Annotated in this window: 18 protein-coding genes; 4 read left to right on the top strand and 14 right to left on the bottom strand. The window is 73.5% G+C overall.

Annotated elements, in window-relative coordinates:
- Nucleotides 1–94 precede the first annotated feature (94 nt).
- Both ACZ6K0_RS03025 and ACZ6K0_RS03020 read right to left on the bottom strand, forming a co-directional pair.
- Nucleotides 95–370 carry a hypothetical protein gene (locus ACZ6K0_RS03025; RefSeq protein ID WP_376412786.1) on the bottom strand — a complete coding sequence of 92 codons (276 nt, stop codon included), beginning with the start codon at nucleotides 368–370 and terminating at the stop codon, nucleotides 95–97.
- Nucleotides 367–1,305 (bottom strand): polysaccharide deacetylase family protein, encoded by a 939-nt coding sequence (locus tag ACZ6K0_RS03020; RefSeq protein WP_469229445.1) that lies wholly within the window; start codon nucleotides 1,303–1,305, stop codon nucleotides 367–369. The genes ACZ6K0_RS03025 and ACZ6K0_RS03020 overlap by 4 nt, the downstream gene beginning before the upstream one ends.
- A 129-nt stretch (nucleotides 1,306–1,434) precedes the next feature.
- On the opposite strand from ACZ6K0_RS03020, the gene ACZ6K0_RS03015 reads away from it, so the two are divergent.
- The 3 genes from ACZ6K0_RS03015 to ACZ6K0_RS03005 all read left to right on the top strand — a co-directional run bounded on the left by ACZ6K0_RS03015 (nucleotide 1,435) and on the right by ACZ6K0_RS03005 (nucleotide 4,823).
- A complete protein-coding gene (locus ACZ6K0_RS03015; RefSeq protein WP_376412792.1) occupies nucleotides 1,435–2,625 on the top strand; it encodes a THUMP-like domain-containing protein in 1,191 nt (396 codons plus the stop codon).
- A gap of 73 nt (nucleotides 2,626–2,698) precedes the next feature.
- Nucleotides 2,699–3,349, top strand: coding sequence for a hypothetical protein (locus ACZ6K0_RS03010; protein ID WP_469229443.1), 651 nt, complete (start codon nucleotides 2,699–2,701; stop codon nucleotides 3,347–3,349).
- The gene (locus tag ACZ6K0_RS03005; RefSeq protein ID WP_469229441.1) at nucleotides 3,342–4,823 is read left to right on the top strand and encodes a hypothetical protein; all 1,482 of its coding nucleotides are present in this window, start codon (nucleotides 3,342–3,344) and stop codon (nucleotides 4,821–4,823) included. The genes ACZ6K0_RS03010 and ACZ6K0_RS03005 overlap by 8 nt, the downstream gene beginning before the upstream one ends.
- Here ACZ6K0_RS03005 and ACZ6K0_RS03000 read toward each other — a convergent pair.
- From ACZ6K0_RS03000 to tsaB, 7 genes are all read right to left on the bottom strand, one after another.
- Nucleotides 4,817–6,067, bottom strand: coding sequence for an RNA polymerase sigma factor (locus ACZ6K0_RS03000; RefSeq protein WP_376412799.1), 1,251 nt, complete (start codon nucleotides 6,065–6,067; stop codon nucleotides 4,817–4,819). The genes ACZ6K0_RS03005 and ACZ6K0_RS03000 overlap by 7 nt on opposite strands.
- Nucleotides 6,068–6,093: 26 nt before the next feature.
- Nucleotides 6,094–6,459 carry a YciI family protein gene (locus tag ACZ6K0_RS02995; protein ID WP_073910548.1) on the bottom strand — a complete coding sequence of 122 codons (366 nt, stop codon included), beginning with the start codon at nucleotides 6,457–6,459 and terminating at the stop codon, nucleotides 6,094–6,096.
- A gap of 97 nt (nucleotides 6,460–6,556) precedes the next feature.
- Nucleotides 6,557–7,465, bottom strand: a complete 909-nt coding sequence (locus ACZ6K0_RS02990) for a polysaccharide deacetylase family protein (RefSeq protein ID WP_469229439.1) — start codon at nucleotides 7,463–7,465, stop codon at nucleotides 6,557–6,559.
- Nucleotides 7,466–7,500: 35 nt separating this feature from the next.
- Nucleotides 7,501–7,746, bottom strand: coding sequence for a hypothetical protein (locus tag ACZ6K0_RS02985; RefSeq protein WP_376413052.1), 246 nt, complete (start codon nucleotides 7,744–7,746; stop codon nucleotides 7,501–7,503).
- An 11-nt stretch (nucleotides 7,747–7,757) separates the two neighbouring features.
- A complete protein-coding gene (tsaD, locus tag ACZ6K0_RS02980) occupies nucleotides 7,758–8,870 on the bottom strand; it encodes a tRNA (adenosine(37)-N6)-threonylcarbamoyltransferase complex transferase subunit TsaD (RefSeq protein ID WP_376413037.1) in 1,113 nt (370 codons plus the stop codon).
- Nucleotides 8,871–8,885: 15 nt separating this feature from the next.
- The gene (gene rimI, locus ACZ6K0_RS02975) at nucleotides 8,886–9,344 is read right to left on the bottom strand and encodes a ribosomal protein S18-alanine N-acetyltransferase (protein ID WP_376413049.1); all 459 of its coding nucleotides are present in this window, start codon (nucleotides 9,342–9,344) and stop codon (nucleotides 8,886–8,888) included.
- A 23-nt stretch (nucleotides 9,345–9,367) separates the two neighbouring features.
- Nucleotides 9,368–10,024, bottom strand: coding sequence for a tRNA (adenosine(37)-N6)-threonylcarbamoyltransferase complex dimerization subunit type 1 TsaB (gene tsaB, locus ACZ6K0_RS02970; protein ID WP_376413034.1), 657 nt, complete (start codon nucleotides 10,022–10,024; stop codon nucleotides 9,368–9,370).
- Nucleotides 10,025–10,151: 127 nt separating this feature from the next.
- Between tsaB and ACZ6K0_RS02965 the strand changes: the two genes are divergently transcribed.
- Nucleotides 10,152–10,718 carry a L,D-transpeptidase gene (locus ACZ6K0_RS02965; protein WP_469229437.1) on the top strand — a complete coding sequence of 189 codons (567 nt, stop codon included), beginning with the start codon at nucleotides 10,152–10,154 and terminating at the stop codon, nucleotides 10,716–10,718.
- A gap of 355 nt (nucleotides 10,719–11,073) precedes the next feature.
- Here ACZ6K0_RS02965 and tsaE read toward each other — a convergent pair whose 3' ends face one another.
- The 5 genes from tsaE to ACZ6K0_RS02940 all read right to left on the bottom strand — a co-directional run bounded on the left by tsaE (nucleotide 11,074) and on the right by ACZ6K0_RS02940 (nucleotide 15,310).
- On the bottom strand, nucleotides 11,074–11,574 hold the full coding sequence (gene tsaE / locus ACZ6K0_RS02960) for a tRNA (adenosine(37)-N6)-threonylcarbamoyltransferase complex ATPase subunit type 1 TsaE (protein WP_376413027.1): 501 nt from the start codon (nucleotides 11,572–11,574) through the stop codon (nucleotides 11,074–11,076).
- 251 nt (nucleotides 11,575–11,825) lie between these two features.
- Nucleotides 11,826–13,025 (bottom strand): alpha/beta fold hydrolase, encoded by a 1,200-nt coding sequence (locus tag ACZ6K0_RS02955; protein WP_469229436.1) that lies wholly within the window; start codon nucleotides 13,023–13,025, stop codon nucleotides 11,826–11,828.
- Nucleotides 13,026–13,034: 9 nt separating this feature from the next.
- The gene (gene alr, locus ACZ6K0_RS02950) at nucleotides 13,035–14,183 is read right to left on the bottom strand and encodes an alanine racemase (RefSeq protein WP_469229435.1); all 1,149 of its coding nucleotides are present in this window, start codon (nucleotides 14,181–14,183) and stop codon (nucleotides 13,035–13,037) included.
- Between the two features lie 20 nt (nucleotides 14,184–14,203).
- On the bottom strand, nucleotides 14,204–15,043 hold the full coding sequence (locus ACZ6K0_RS02945) for a L,D-transpeptidase family protein (RefSeq protein WP_469229674.1): 840 nt from the start codon (nucleotides 15,041–15,043) through the stop codon (nucleotides 14,204–14,206).
- A 96-nt stretch (nucleotides 15,044–15,139) separates the two neighbouring features.
- Nucleotides 15,140–15,310 (bottom strand): hypothetical protein, encoded by a 171-nt coding sequence (locus ACZ6K0_RS02940; RefSeq protein ID WP_469229433.1) that lies wholly within the window; start codon nucleotides 15,308–15,310, stop codon nucleotides 15,140–15,142.
- Nucleotides 15,311–15,446 lie beyond the last annotated feature (136 nt).

Here is a 15,446-nt window from a genome sequence, read left to right as displayed (position 1 = left end):
GGGGAGTGCCAGACCTGAGACTATGACCGCGATTAGCACTCGGTCAAGCGGAGTGCCAATTCCGCACCGCCGCGCGTCGTTCCGGCCTCCGGGGTCAGCCGGCTCGGCCGCCGCTCCGGACGAGATCGTCAGCGCGTGCCGGGTGGGCCGGGTGTGCCGGGCGTACGGGTTCCCCGGCGGTCCGGGCCGTGCCCTCCGCAACAGTCGTCGCGTCCCGTGTCCCCATCCGCTCCGCCGCCTTCCGGCCCAGCCGTTCGATCGGGTCGACCGACGAGGCGCAGCCGGAGACGGCGAGCACGGCGCCGGTCAGTGCCACGCCGGCCAGCGCCGTGCGCAGCCGGTGCGACCCGTTCACCGACCGCCCGCTCATACGTAGTCCTCGAGCTTCGCGACCGCGTACCCCTTGGCCGTGATCACGTTCATCACCCGCCGGATCATGTCGGGCATGCTGCCCTTCCAGTCCTCCTTGCCCCGGAAGTGGGTGAGCACGATGTCGCCGGGGTGCAGGTCCCGGTCCCACTCGCGCCACTCCATGTGGTCCGGGAAGGCCTCGGAGGCCCAGAGCGGGACCGCCTTGACCCCGCAGGACTTCGCGGCGCGCAGCGTGTCCTCGTTGTAGTTGCCGTACGGCGGGCGGAAGAGCGGGGGCCGCTTGCCGAACCGCTTCTCGATGACGTCCTGCATCCCGCAGATCTCGCGCTTCTGCTGCTTGTACGAAAGCCCGGGCAGGTAGCGGTGGTTGAGGGTGTGGTTGTGCAGGGAGACCCCGGACTCCTGCGACTTCTGCATCCGCGCGAAGTAGGCGTAGTCGTCCTTGACGACGTAGTCGCTGAGGAAGGCGCTGAAGGGGATGCGGAGGTCCTTCATCATCCGCAGCAGCGCGGGGTCCTTCTCCGCGCCGTCGTCGATCGTCAGGAAGACGACCTTCTGCTTCGTCGGCACGGTGGTGAAGACGGGCGGCAGGCCCTCGCCGTCCGTCTCGAAGCCCTTGCGGGTGGTGATCCTCGGCTTGACCTTCGGCGGGGCCGGCGCGTCGAGCGGGGGGCGGGCGAGGCCCCACTTCTTGGCGGCGAGCGCGCGGGCCGCCTTCTGCTTGCGGACCCTCTCGACGTACGCGTTGAGCGCGCCGGCCGAGTCCGGGGCCTGGGCCTGGACCCCGCCCTGCTGCCCGGCGGCGGGGGCGGGCGCGCCGCGCTGCGGTTCGGCGGGGTCCGCGCCGGAACAGGCCGTGGCGGTGGTGGCGAGGGCTGCGACGACGAGAGCGGCCCCGAGGGACCGCCGGACAGGGTGCGCGCTGATCACCATAAATTCTTCCTCTTGTCGTACAAGCGGTATGGCGCCGCATCCTGTCAGTGCACGCACCCCCACCGGACCACGACACCGCGGTACGGCGCCCACGTCCCCCGGCCGGCCCACAGCGCCGCAGGGCCCACAATGGGACGGGTGACCGACCTCGCCCACTTCACCGCCCTGCTCACCCCCGAGGGACAGGCGCTCCTCGCCGCCCTGCGCGACTACGACCCCGCCCAGGAGCTGGCGGTCGTCTCCCGGCTGCGCCGCGACCACCCCGCCGAGCTCGTCACGTCAGCGGTCGGCCAGGCCCGGCTGCGCCAGCGCGCGGTGGCGAAGTTCGGCGCCGAGGACGCGTACCGGATGTACTTCACGCCCAACGGCGTCGAGCAGTCGACCCGCGCCTCGGTCGGCACGTACCGGGCAGCCCGGCTCAAGGCGCTCGGCGTCGGCAGCGTCGCGGACCTCTGCTCCGGGATCGGCGGCGACGCGATCGCCCTCGCCCGCGCCGGGATCTCCGTCCTCGCCGTCGACCGCGACCCGCTCACCGCCGAGGTGGCCCGCGCCAACGCCGAGGCGCTCGGCCTCGGCACGCTCATCGAGGTCCGCGAGGCCGACGTGACCGCGATCGACACCAGCCCGTACGACGCGGTCTTCGTCGACCCGGCGCGGCGCGGCGGCCGGGGCAGGATCTTCGACCCCGAGGCGTACTCCCCGCCGCTCTCCTGGGCCGTCGAGGCGGCCCGCAAGGCCCCGCACGCCGCCCTGAAGGTCGCCCCCGGCATCCCGCACGAGGCCGTCCCCGCGGAGGCCGAGGCCGAGTGGATCTCGGACGGCGGGGACGTGAAGGAGGCCGTGCTCTGGTTCGGTACGGAGCCGGGCGCCCGCCGCGCCACGCTGCTGCCCGCGGGCGCCGGGCTCCTCGGCCGGGGACTGCCCGACCCGGCGGTCCGCCCGGTCGGCCGCTACCTCTACGAGCCGGACGGCGCCGTCATCCGCGCGCACCTCGTCGCCGAGTTCGCGCAGGACGTGTCGGGCGGCCTGATCGACGAGACGATCGCCTATGTCACGGCGGACGAGCTCGTCCCCACCCCGTACGCCTCCGCGTACGAGATCACCGATGAACTCCCCTTCAACCTCAAGAAGTTGAAGGCCCTGCTGCGGGAGCGCGAGGTCGGCACCCTGACCGTGAAGAAGCGCGGCTCTGCGGTCGAACCCGAGGAGATCCGGCGGAAGGTGAAGCCGAAGGGCCCCCACTCCGCGACGGTGCTCCTCACCCGGGTCGCGGGGGCCCCGACGATGCTGATCGGCCGCCCGGCGGGCGGGGGCCGGTGAACGAAGGGCCGGTGCACGAAGGGCCGGTGGCTACCCTTCCGTAGCGGCAGGATCCGAACGGGGGGGAGAGATCATGGCGCTACATCCGGAAGGCATGTTCACCACGGGGCCGATCGCGCACCTCGTCGGACTGGCCGCCGCCGGATCCGACCCGCTGGAGTGGGAGGTCCTGCGCTTCACCCGCGTCACGCGGACGGAGTACTGGGACCCCGCCTGGCGGCACACCCCGCAGACCCTCGCCTCCCAACTCGACTACATGGCCACGGCGTTCAGCGAGGAGTTCCTCGCGACCTGCCCCGAGGCCGACCGCCGGTCCTGGCGGGCGGCCGCCGGAGCGAAGGGCGTGCCCGCGTTCCTGACCGAGCTCGCGATGCTGCTGCGGCTCGCGGACCGCCAGGGCGACGCCACGTACGAGGACGTGCCGCTCGCCGCCTGGGAGGTGCGGGCGCGGTTCCCGCTGCTGCTGTCGCTGGACGGCTGGGCGTACGACGGCGAGTACGCCTCGTACGAGGAGAGCCTGCGGGCGTACATCGAGGGCGAGCACCCGGACTGCTCCTACGAGGTGGTCCCGCGCCTCACCCAGGCCCTGGAGGCGCGTATGCGCTGCGCGGAGTCAGCCGCCTTCGCCGCGTCCTTCCGGAAGCTCGCATCGGAGGCGACCCCGGAGACGCTGGCCGTCATCACCCGCACCACCTTCACCCACATGACGGAGCACCATGCCTGAGCCGACGGCACCGCCGAGCGCCCCCTTCCACGACGAGCCCTTCCCCGAGGTGTTCGGCTACGCCTCCCAGGTGATCACCAGCGCCGACGAGCAGTGGATCGCGGCCAGTTGGATCGGGTACCAGGAGAGTCGAGTGGCCGTCTACCGCGCCGCCGACCTCTCCTGCGCGCACCTCCTGACGTTCCCGCTGGACGCCGAGGCGATCGACTTCCACCCCACGCTCCCGCTGCTGTCCATCGGCCTCAACAACGGCGACGCGTACCAGCGCGTGGGCGGCCTCACCCTCTTCGAACCCGACACGGGCCACCGCGTCGACTTCACCGACCCCGACCGGGGCATCGAGCCGGCCCGCTGGCTGGACGACCGCTCGCTCGAACTCACCTTCTTCACCTGGGAGTCGGACTGCGCGCAGCTCCACTCCCGCGCCACCGTCGTCCGCGGCGACTGGCTCGGCCTCACCCCCGACGCCCTCGACCTGCGCACCCTCCCCCGGACACCGCTCCCCCCGGACGCCCAGGTCGAGTACCTCGACACGGAGCCCACGCGCCCCCTGCTCCAGGCGCTCGCCGCACGCGCGGGCCGGAGCTACGACGGCCTCGGCGGGGTCCGGGCCGTGGCCGGGCTGAGCGACGGCCGGGTGCTCGCCACCCGCGGCCACGCCGTGGTCGAGTGCTGGTCCCCCGACGGCTCGCTGCTGTGGAGCGTTCCCGCGCCGTCGGGGGCCGGCGGTCAGCGGATCGAGGTCGCCGCCGACGAGCGGACGGCACGCGTCGCCGTCCCCGGCCCCGACTCCCGTACCCGGACGGACTTCCCGCTCGTCGACCTCTCCGACGGCACGGTCCTCGACCGGCCCTCGGTGCCCTTCGCGGCCGCGCTGTCGGCCCGTACCGACGGGGTGTGGGCCATCCGGGACACGTACGACCGCGGTTCCGAGACCGAACCCCCCGCCCCGCCCAACACCCGTGCCTTCGCCGCCGACGGCACCCCGCTCGGCGGGGTCCACGAACCGGACCGGTACGACCTCGTCCCGCTCGACGTCCGCCGCTGCCCCGAGCTGCTGTACGGGCGGCGGCGCCGCGAGGTGATCGCCTTCGACCCGGTCACCACCGCAGAGACCGTGCTCTTCCCACTGGAGCCCTTCATGGTCGACCGGCCGCTCGGCAGGGCGGTGTACGTCTCCGACAGCGCCGGCCCCGCGCTCCTGCACGGCCGGACGGAGCTGGTCCGCCGCACCTTCCCCGCCGGGGACGTCACCTGGACCACGCCCCTGGACTCCGAGGTCTTCGCCCTCGACGCCCACGAGGGCGTCCTGCACGCCCTGTGCGTCGACGGCACCCTGCTCTCGGTCGACACCACCGACGGCACCGTCCTCGACCGGCGTGACCTGCCCCCTTACGGGCCGGTGTCGGTGCACGCGGCTCCCGACGGCACGGTCCTCGTCGGTACGACGGCGGGGCAGATCCTCCGCTACTGAGCCCCTGCTTCCCCGCCCTCCCGGGCACGGCCGAGGAGCAGCTCCCGCTCCCGCGCGTTGCGCGTCAGCGAGGCGGCCCGCTCGAACTCCGCCCGGGCCTCCGCCGTCCGCCCGAGCCGGGCCAGCAGGTCGCCGCGCACACTCGGCAGCAGGTGGTAGCCCGCCAGGGCGGTTCCGCCGGCCAGGGCGTCGACGAGCACGAGTCCGGCCTCCGGGCCCTCCGCCATCGACACGGCGACCGCGCGGTTCAGCTCGACCACCGGGGAGGGCGCGACGGCCGCCAGCCGGCCGTACAGGGCGGCGATGGTCCGCCAGTCCGTCTCCGCGTACGAGGCGGCCCGCGCGTGGCAGGCGGCGATCGCGGCCTGGAGGGCGTACGGCCCGTAGGAGCGCCCGTCCCCGGCCCGCTCCAGGGCGGCGAACCCGCGCCGCACGAGCAGCCGGTTCCAGCGGCTCCTGTTCTGGTCGGCGAGGAGGACCGGCTGCCCGTCGCGGCCGGTACGGGCCGCCGTCCGGGAGGCCTGGAGCTCCAGGAGGGCGGCGAGCCCGTGGACCTCGCTCTCCCCGGGCAGGAGCGCGGCGAGGCCGCGGGCCAGCCGCAGCGCGTCCTCGCACAGGCCGGGCCGCAGCAGGTCGTCGCCCGCGGTCGCCGCGTACCCCTCGTTGAAGATCAGGTAGACGACCTCCAGGACGGAGCCGAGCCGGGCGACCCTCTCCTCCCCGTACGGCACCTCGAACTCGACGCCCGCCTGCGCCAGGGTCCGCTTGGCGCGGGTGATCCGCGCCGCGACCGTCGCCTCCCGGACGAGGAAGGCGCGGGCGATCTCGTCCGTCCGGAGCCCGCCGACGAGCCGCAGCGTGAGCGCCGTGCGGGCGTCGGCGGAGAGCACCGGGTGGCAGGTGGTGAAGACGAGCCGGAGGACGTCGTCGTCGATGTCGCCCGGGCCGGACGGCTCGGGGTCGTACGACTCCTCCGTGAGCGTCCGGCCGACCTCGGCGAGCTTCCGGGCGTACGTCTCGCGCCGCCGCACGAGGTCGACGGCGCGGTGCTTGGCGGTGGCCGTCAGCCAGGCTCCCGGCCGCTCCGGGATTCCTGACCGCGGCCACTGCTCAAGGGCGGAGACCAGCGCGTCCTGGGCGATCTCCTCGGCGATGCCGACGTCCCGGACGATCCGCGCCACGGTGGCGATGATCCGCGCCGACTCCATCCGGCAGACCGTCTCCAGGGTGCTTTCCACCGTCATGGTTCACATGACAGCACACACGGAGGTCAGCCTTCCGGCATCTCCTCGACCTCGCGGACCTCCAGGCCGACCTTCCACTGCGGCGGGTGGACGGCGAGGAAACGCTTCCCCCACTCGACGGCCTCGGCCATGTCCTTGCACTGGAGCATCGCGTAGCCGCCGACGACCTCCTTGGTCTCGGTGAACGGTCCGTCGGTGAACGACAGCTTCCCGTCCGACCAGGTGATCCGGGTGGACTCGGCGGTGGGCCGGAGACCGGCCGTGTCCACCATGGCGCCGGCCTTGGTGATCTCCTCGAAGAGCGCACCCATCCGCTCCTCGAAGCCGGGGTCGGCGCTCTCCATGTCGATGGTGTTCTCCTCGATGCGGACGAGCGACAGGAAGCGGGGCATGACGACTCCTCGGTGGTGCGGTGGCGGGGCCGTTCCCCGCCTTCCACACATACGTCGAACGGGCCGGGCTCCCGTCGACACCACGCCCGAAGATCTTCTAGACGTAGTCCTCCAGGCGGGCCACGGTGAAGCCCTGCTCCTGTATGCGGCGCAGCATCGTGGCCGTCATCTCGGTCATCGTCCGGCCCTTGAGCTCGGCCTTGCCCCGGAAGTGGGCCAGGATGATGTCGCCGGGGTGCAGCTTCCGGTCGCCGCGCTGGTACTGCATGTTCTTGATCTGCATGGACTCGCGCCACAGCACGATCGCGTCCACCCCGCAGGTCCCGGCGGCGGCGCGGGTGTCCTCGTTCCAGTTGCCGTACGGCGGGCGGAAGAGCCGCGGGGGCGTGCCGTACTCCTTCGCCAGCTTCGTCTGCTGGTCGCATATCTCGCGGCGCTGGGCGTCCCGGGAGAGCGTGCGGAGGTTCGGGTGCGTGAGGGTGTGGTTGGCGACGCCGTGGCCCTGGGCGGCGAGCGGGGCGAAGTAGCCGTAGTCGGCGCGTATCGCCGAGTCGGTGAGGAACATCGTGACCGGGACCTTGAGGTCCTTCATCATCCGCACGAACTCGGGGTCCTTCTCGGCCCCGTCGTCGATCGTGATGAAGACGATCTTCTCGGTGGTGGGGATGTCGCTGATGACGGGGACGGGGCCGCCGGGCTCGCGGACGACCGGCTTGACCGCCGGCGGGGCGGGCGGGGCGGCGAAGGGCTTGAGCCCCCAGCGGCGGTACGCGGCGGCGGACGCGGCCTCGGGGGCCTCGGCACCGGCGCCGGCGGACGCTCCGCCTGCTCCGCCTGCTCCGCCTGCTCCATCGGCTCCATCGGCTCCACCGGCGGACGGGGAAGCCGCGGGGGCGGTGGTGACCGTCCCCCGGGCGGGGGCGGCGGCGGAGTCCTCCACCGCGCAGCCGGTCACCAACAGAGCGACGACGGTCAGCGCCGCCCACACCACGATCTTCTTGTCCACGCCCTAGGGGATGCGCGAACGGCCCCCAGGGTTGCTCAGGAGGTGTCGACCGCCTCGAAGCGCCAGCGGTGGACCGGACGGGTGATGAGCTCCGCGTCCGGCTCGGGCAGCTCGGGCAGCTCGGCGCCGAAGGTCTCCGCCTCCCACCACGTCAGGACCAGGACCCGGTCCTGCGGGGCGCGGAAGATCTCCCGGCGCAGCGGCTCGTGGGCCAGGACCTGGGCCCTGGCCCACTCCAGGAGCTCGGCGCCGCGGCCCTGGGCGGCCCGCGCCTCCCACATGAGGGTGAGCCTCACGAGTACAGGTTCTCCTTGCTGACCTCGTGCACGTGGTCGTGGTCGTGCGCGTGGTCCTGCACACGGCCCGGCACGTGCGGGTCCGTCACCGGCAGGGACGAGTCCGCCGACAGCTCCAGGTCCGAGGCCGGCCGGTTGCGGGCGACCATCTCGGAGCCGAGCGCGGCGACCATCGCGCCGTTGTCGGTGCACAGGCCCGGGCGCGGCACGCGCAGCCGGATGCCGGCCCGCTCGCAGCGCTCCTCGGCGAGGGCCCGGAGCCGCGAGTTGGCGGCGACGCCGCCGCCGATCATCAGGTGGTCGACGCCCTCGTCCTTGCAGGCCCGGACGGCCTTGCGGGTGAGCACGTCGACGACCGCCTCCTGGAAGGACGCGGCCACGTCCCGTACGGGCACGTCCTCGCCGGCCGCCCGCTTGGCCTCGATCCAGCGGGCCACGGCGGTCTTGAGGCCGGAGAAGGAGAAGTCGTACGCGGGGTCCCGGGAGCCGCTCAGTCCGCGCGGGAAGGCGATCGCCTTCGGGTCGCCCTCCCTGGCGAGCCGGTCGATGACCGGTCCGCCGGGGAAGCCGAGGTCGAGGACGCGGGCGATCTTGTCGAAGGCCTCGCCGGCCGCGTCGTCGATGGTGGCGCCCAGGGGGCGCACGTCGGAGGTGATGTCGGCGGAGAGCAGCAGCGAGGAGTGCCCGCCCGAGACCAGCAGGGCCATCGTCGGCTCGGGCAGCTTGCCGTGCTCCAGCTGGTCGACGCAGATGTGCGAGGCGAGGTGGTTGACGCCGTACAGCGGCTTGCCGAGGGCGTACGCGTACGCCTTGGCGGCCGAGACGCCGACGAGCAGCGCGCCCGCGAGGCCGGGCCCGGCCGTGACGGCGATGCCGTCGAGGTCCTTCGCGGAGATCCCGGCCGTCTTCAGGGCGCGCTCGATCGTCGGGACCATCGCCTCCAGGTGGGCGCGGGAGGCGATCTCGGGCACGACGCCGCCGAAGCGGGCGTGGGTGTCGACGCTGGAGGCGACGGCGTCGGCGAGGAGGGTGGTGCCGTGGACGATGCCGACGCCGGTCTCGTCGCAGGAGGTCTCGATGCCGAGTACGAGGGGTTCGTCAGCAGCCATCAGTCAGTCCAGCCATCAGTTGGTCTCGGTTCCTTGAACGGTCAGTCGCATCACGAGCGCGTCCACGTTTCCGGGCTGGTAGTAGCCGCGCCGGAAACCGATGGGCTCGAAGCCGAAGCGCTCGTAGAGCTTCTGGGCCCGGGTGTTGTCCACGCGCACTTCGAGGAGGACCTCGTCGCACTCGAAGGCGGTGGCGTGCTGGAGCAGGTCGGTGAGGAGCCGGGCGCCGAGGCCCGTACCCCACTGGTCGCTGGCGACGGCGATCGTCTGGACGTCGCCGAGTCCGCCGGCCGCGGCGAGCCCCGCGTACCCGACGAGCCGCCCCGCCGGGTCCTCCGCGACGAGGTAGCGGCGGGTGGCACGCGGCCCGCGCGCGTGCGCGAGCTCCGACCAGAACATCCCCGCCGACCAGGCGTCCTCGGGGAACAGCTCGTCCTCCAGGGCGAGCACCGGCGCGATGTCCCACCAGCGCATCTCGCGCAGCTCCACGCCGCCGGTCACTGGGGCGTGACCACCTTGTAGTTCTTGGGCACCTGGGCGTCGGGCCGGCGCAGGTACATCGGCAGCGGGTCGAGGAAGCCTTCGCCGCCGGCCGCGAGCCGTTCCGCCGCGAGGGCGGCGAGCGCCGCCGCCGACTGGTGCTCGGGGTCGCGGGCGTCGGGGAAGGCCTCGGGGTAGAGGCGGGCGCCCGCGCCGACGACGGGCAGGCCCGCGAGCCGCTCGGCGATCTCGGCGGGCCGGTCGACGGCCGCGTCGGTCACCCGGGTGCGGGAGTCCTCGTACCGCGCCCAGTAGACCTCCTTGCGGCGCGCGTCCGTCGCGACGGCGAAGGGCTCGTCGATGCCGGAGGCGTACGCGAGGCCGTCCAGGGTGCACAGGCCGTGCACGGGCACGCCGAGCGCGGAGGAGAAGGCCGCGGCGGTGACGAGACCGACCCGGAGGCCGGTGTACGGCCCGGGGCCGACGCCGACGACGATCCCGGTGACCGCGTCGAGCGCGAGCCCGGCCTCCTTGAGGACCCGGTCGACGGCGGGCAGCAACAACTCCCCGTGGCGGCGGGCGTCGACCTGACCCGACGAGGCGACGACGGCCTCGCCGTCGTGGAGGGCGACGGTGACGGCGGGGGTGGCGGTATCCATGGCGAGCAACAGCACGCGAACAGCCTACGGCTCCGGGGACGGGCGGCGCCCCGGCGAGGGCACCCCGGGCACGGCGCCCGGTCCGCGGTGGCACCGGCTGCTACCGTCACCCTTCGATACGTTCGTACGAGAGGTGGGCACGGTGGCAAGGAGCAGCTCGGGATTCGTGGCCGGGCTCACCGCGGCGGCCGTCGTCGCGGTCGGCGTCCTCGCGTACCAGGCCTCGGCGAACGCCCCCGCCGATCTGTCGGTGAAGCCGACGGCGCCGGGCACCGCCGCCCCCTCCACCTCTCCCACCGGCGGCCCGAAGCAGCCGGTGAAGAACCCGCTGACGGTCCCGGCGGGCTCGGGCACCGGCGAGCGGGTCGTGTACGCGCTCGCCGACCGCCGGGTGTGGCTGGTGGACGCCAAGGGCAAGGCCACCCGGACGTTCACGGTGATGCCGAGCACGGTGGACCCGCTGACGGGCGCCTACACGGTGACCTCGCGCTCGGGCTCGGTGCGCGGCTCGGACGGGGTGAAGATCGAGCACGTGGTGCGGTTCGCGACGGCCCAGGACGTGGCTATCGGCTTCAGTGCGGCGGTGGACGGCTCGACGCCGAAGCCGGACCCGGAGAAGAAGACGGGCGGCATCCGCATGAAGCGCGCGGACGGCGACGCGCTGTGGACGTTCGCGTCGATCGGCGCGAAGGTCGTCGTCGTCGCCTGACGACCAGGGCCTTTCCGGCCCTGATCCGCCGGACAGGCCCTAGGCGGCTTCGTCCCGCCGCACGGCTTCCTCTCCCTCGCCCTCTCTCCGCTCGGGCCCGGGGCGGCGCGGCGGGGTGGACAGGGCACGCGCCGCGGCACAGGACGCCAGCAGCTCACCCATAGAGACGTGGTCCCGGCCGTGTCCGGCTTCCGCGCGCTGTGGCGTGGCCATGCATGCCTCCCGTAGGTTAGGTACACCTAACCAGCTCGTGCATCCATGTCACCACGGCACGTACGACCCACGCAATATCTTCCCGACACGTTGTCGGAAGCTCCTACGATCAGACGTACGCCCGGCGCCGGAACGGCCGCCGTCAGCCGAGATCGAGGTCCTCGCCGGCCCAGCGCGAGCCGATCCCGCGCAGCACGACCGTGCGCCGGTCGTCGTCGGTGTCGCCGGTCACGCGGTGGATGAGGACGTGCAGCCGGTCGTCGGTCAGTTCCTCGACCTTGCCGTCGCCCCACTCCACGACCACGACGGACTCGGGCAGCGAGACGTCCAGGTCGAGGTCCTCCATCTCGTCGAGTCCACCGCCGAGGCGGTACGCGTCGACGTGCACGAGGGCCGGGCCGCCGGTCAGGGACGGGTGGACGCGGGCGATGACGAAGGTCGGCGAGGTGACGGCACCCCGCACGCCGAGGCCCTCGCCGAGGCCGCGGGTCAGGGTGGTCTTCCCGGCACCGAGCTCACCGGTGAGCATGACGAGGTCGCCGGGACGGAGGATCTTCGCGAGCCGGCGGCCGAGGTCCCCCATCTGCTCGGGGGAGTCGATGGCGAGGGTGGCGCCGGAGACGGGCGGGTGCGCTGCTTCCATACCCGCCAACTTAGCCCGTACCGGACCGGACCCTCGGCCCGCGCCGGAGCAGACCCTCGGGGAGCTCACCTCGCCCGACAGGCTCCTGGCCTCGCTCGTGGCGGATGTCCACCGGCACGCGAACGGCGAGCGGGGCGACGACATGTCCCTGCTGGCGGTCACCCGCCCGCAGGGAAAGCCGGGCAGGAAGAACACCCCCCCAGTCGCCCCAGCTCTGACCAGCCCCGACCAGCCCCGACCTGCGCGGGCTCCTATCCCTTGCCGGCGTCGGCTTCGGCGGCCACGGTCGCCGGCCCCGGGACGGCACCGGCGCGCACGAGCAGGTCGGCCAGCCGGTCGGTGATGGCCTCGGGGTGTTCCAGCATGACGAGATGGCCCGCGTCGGGGACGATGACCAGCTCCGCGTCGGGCAGCAGGTCGGCGAGGGCCTCGGTGTGCGAGCTGGGGGTGACGAGGTCGTTGTCGCCGGCGAGCGCGAGCACCGGCAGCTCCAGCTCCGCGAGGGCGGTGAGGGCGGCGGCCTTGTCGTGCTCGACGAAGGCCGGGTAGAACTCCGCGACGACGTCGATCGGGGTCGACTCGATCATCCGCTCCGCGAAGCGGGCGACCGCCGGGTCCACGTCCTTCGACGCGAACGAGTACTTCTTGATCAGCCCGGCGAAGAGGTCGGCCGTCGCCCGGCGCCCGCGCTCGACGAGCTCCGCCTGGGAGCCGAGCGCCCGCAGCACCCCGGGCAGGACCCGCCGGACGGCGTTGACGCCGGCGAGCGGCAGCCCGTACGACACGTCGCCCAGGTTCCCGGCGGAGGTGCCGACGAAGGCCACCCCGACGACCCGGTCGCGGACGAACTCCGGGTACTGCTCGGCGAGCGCCATCACCGTCATGCCGCCCATCGAGTGCCCGACCAGGACGAGCGGGCCCTCGGGCGCGGCGACGTCGAGGACGGCCTTGAGGTCGCGGCCGAGCTGGTCGATGGAGACGGGCACCCCGTCGGGCCCGGACTGGGCGACGCCGTGGCCGGAGCGGCCGTGGCTGCGCTGGTCCCAGTGGACGGTACGGACGAGACCGCGGAGGGCGGCCCGCTGGAAGTGCCAGGAGTCCTGGTTGAGGCAGTAGCCGTGGCTGAAGACGACGGTGACGGGGGCGGGCTCCTTGCGCCCGAAGAGCCGCCGCCGGCGCCCGCCGGACGTGCCCGGTCCGGAGTCACCCGCCTCGTCGACCTCGTCGACCTCGTAGTACAGGACGGTCGCGTCCTCGGCGAGCGCCCGGCCCGAGGTGCCGCGGAGGCTCCCGTACGGGCCGGTGGAGTCCAGGGCGAGCCGGGCCTTCTGGCGTACGGAACGGCCGACCGTGAGCCGCTCGACGGCGACTCCGGCGGCGGCGCCCGCGGCGAGGACGCCTATCGCGGCCCCGACGAACCCGGCCCGCCGCCAACTCCTGGACTCGCCCACGAAGAACCCCTATTCGTCCAGGTAGACGCGCGGGACGCGCGCCCCGATCCGGGTGACGATCTCGTACGCGATGGTGCCGGCGGCCACCGCCCAGTCCTCGGCCGTCGGCTCGCCCCGGTCGCCGGGGCCGAAGAGCACGGCCTCGGTGCCGGGCTCGGGGGTGTCCCCGCCGAGGTCGACGACGAACTGGTCCATGGCGACGCGCCCGGCGACCGTACGGACCGTGTCGCCGACGAGGACCGGCCCGCGGCCCGAGGCGTGCCGGGGGACGCCGTCGGCGTATCCGAGCGGGACGAGACCGAGCGTGGTCTCCTCGCCGGTGACGTAGTGGTGCCCGTAACTCACCCCGTGCCCGGCGGGCACGTGCTTCACGAGGGCGACGCTCGCCTTGAGCGACATGACGGGCCGGAGCCCCAGGTCGGCGGAGGTGCCGAGCTCGGGGCTCGGCGAGACGCCGTACAGGGCGATGCCGGGCCGGACCAGATCGAAGTGGGCCTCGGGCAGGGTGAGGGTGGCCGGCGAGTTCGCGATGTGCCGGACCTCGGGCCTGATGCCCGCCTCCTCCGCGTCGGCGAGCATCGAACGGAAGACGTCGAGCTGCGCGGCGATGGAGGGGTGGTGGGGCTCGTCGGCGCAGGCGAGGTGCGACCACAGCCCGGTGACCTTCACGAGCCCCTCGGCCTCGGCCTTCAGCGCCGCCCCGACGAGCTCGGGCCAGTCGGCGGGCTGGCAGCCGTTGCGCCCGAGCCCGGTGTCGGCCTTGAGCTGGATGCGCGCCGTCTTCCCGGTCGCCCGCGCGGCCTCGACGACCTCCTCCAAGGCCCACATGCCGCTCACGGACATGTCGAGACCGGCCTCGATGCCCTGGTCCCAGGGGTCGCCGGGGGTCCAGAGCCAGCACATGACGGGGACGTCGGTGATCCCGGCGGCGCGCAGGGCGAGCGCCTCGTGCGGGGTGGCCGTACCGAGCCAGTCCGCGCCCGCTTCGAGGGCGGCGCGGGCACAGCGCACGGCGCCGTGTCCGTACGCGTCGGCCTTGACCACGGCCATGATCCGGACGTGGGGGGCGACGCGGGCGCGCAGCGTGCGGACGTTCGCACGCAGCGCGCCGAGGTCGATCTCGGCGCGGGCTCTGCGGGGCGGAGGTGTCTCAGTCATCGCGCCCAGTCTCTCAGGTGTCAGCTACCGGGCCGCTTCCCCCAGATGTAGACCCGGTCACCCTTGCGCAGGACGTCCCAGAGTTTCCGGGCGTCGGCGTGGCGGAGATTGACGCAGCCGCGGCTGCCGCCGGGCGTGGCGATCTGCCCGTAGACGGCGTGGAAGGCCTGGCCGCCGCTGAAGAACTGGGAGTACGGCATGGGGGTGTTGTAGATGGACGACCAGTGGTCCTTGTGCCGCCAGTAGACGCTGTGCCAGCCGGTCCGGGTCGCGTACCCGGCCCGCCCGCTCCGCACGTTCACCACCCGATAGGTCACCTTCTTGCCCTTCCGCACCCACATCAGCTGCCGATCGAGATCGACGCAGGCCACGGCGTACTTCTTCACGGGACAGCGCCGCCCCGGATCCAGGTTCTTCCGCGCGGCGAGCAACTCGGCCCGGGCCCAGGTGACGGGCCCGGCGTACCCGTTGGCGGGCTTGATCTTCTCCCTCACCTGGAACGCCTTGACGGCCTTGCAGTCGGCACGGGACTGCCGCCCGTCCACCGCCAGTCCGAGCAACCGCTCGACCTGCCGCTGGTAGGTCCCGGCGGTGGCGGTGCAGGCGGCCCCGACGACACTCCGCGGCAGGTACTCGACCAGCTCGTCCACCCCCTCCTCGGGCTCGGGCACGGGCACGCCGCCCTGGGGCTGCAACGGAGGCAGCACCTGATCGGGCGTGTCCATCGGGTACTCGGCCCGCCCGCCACCGGGCACCCCGGGCACGAGCGGCTCGGGCGTGTCGGCGACGGCGGCGGTGGGCCCGAGGGCGAGGACGGCGGCGAGGACGAACAACAGCGGCGCGGTACGACTTCTCCGGATGATCACCCGACCCACCCAATCCCCGCCGGCCGCTCGGAGCGCGCCGGGTCGCGCGGGTGGGGCAACGGGTTCGCCCGAGTGGGCGCGGACGAGCCGCTACTGCCCGAAGGAGAGGTACAGGACGATCGCGGCGAGGACGGCCCGGGTACGGAGGAGAAGGGCCACGGTACGGATGCGGCGGCGGGACGCGTCACCACGGGAGACCACACCGGTGGCCACGTAGTGCACGGCCAGGCGGGTCACGCCAAGCCCGGCGACCAGCGACACGGCAAGGAGGGCCGCCCACCCGGTGGCGCAGCCCCGAAGGGGGGCCCGGGGCGCAGCCCCGAAGGGGGGCCCGGGGCGCAGCCCCGAAGGGGAACCCGGGGCGCAGCCCCGAAGGGGAACCCGGGGCGCAGCCCCG

The organism is Streptomyces sp. NPDC042346, from assembly GCF_055581845.1.
The sequence above is the reverse complement of the archived record's forward strand: the minus strand, read 5'-3'. Positions and strand labels throughout refer to the sequence as shown.

Coding starts and splice junctions, on each gene's coding strand:
- ACZ6K0_RS03025 (WP_376412786.1), bottom strand. CDS start 370: ATGAGCGGGCGGTCGGTGAACGGGTCGCACCGGCTGCGCACGGCGCTG.
- ACZ6K0_RS03020 (WP_469229445.1), bottom strand. CDS start 1,305: ATGGTGATCAGCGCGCACCCTGTCCGGCGGTCCCTCGGGGCCGCTCTC.
- ACZ6K0_RS03015 (WP_376412792.1), top strand. CDS start 1,435: ATGGGACGGGTGACCGACCTCGCCCACTTCACCGCCCTGCTCACCCCC.
- ACZ6K0_RS03010 (WP_469229443.1), top strand. CDS start 2,699: ATGGCGCTACATCCGGAAGGCATGTTCACCACGGGGCCGATCGCGCAC.
- ACZ6K0_RS03005 (WP_469229441.1), top strand. CDS start 3,342: ATGCCTGAGCCGACGGCACCGCCGAGCGCCCCCTTCCACGACGAGCCC.
- ACZ6K0_RS03000 (WP_376412799.1), bottom strand. CDS start 6,067: ATGACGGTGGAAAGCACCCTGGAGACGGTCTGCCGGATGGAGTCGGCG.
- ACZ6K0_RS02995 (WP_073910548.1), bottom strand. CDS start 6,459: ATGCCCCGCTTCCTGTCGCTCGTCCGCATCGAGGAGAACACCATCGAC.
- ACZ6K0_RS02985 (WP_376413052.1), bottom strand. CDS start 7,746: ATGTGGGAGGCGCGGGCCGCCCAGGGCCGCGGCGCCGAGCTCCTGGAG.
- tsaD (WP_376413037.1), bottom strand. CDS start 8,870: ATGGCTGCTGACGAACCCCTCGTACTCGGCATCGAGACCTCCTGCGAC.
- rimI (WP_376413049.1), bottom strand. CDS start 9,344: ATGCGCTGGTGGGACATCGCGCCGGTGCTCGCCCTGGAGGACGAGCTG.
- tsaE (WP_376413027.1), bottom strand. CDS start 11,574: ATGGAAGCAGCGCACCCGCCCGTCTCCGGCGCCACCCTCGCCATCGAC.
- alr (WP_469229435.1), bottom strand. CDS start 14,183: ATGACTGAGACACCTCCGCCCCGCAGAGCCCGCGCCGAGATCGACCTC.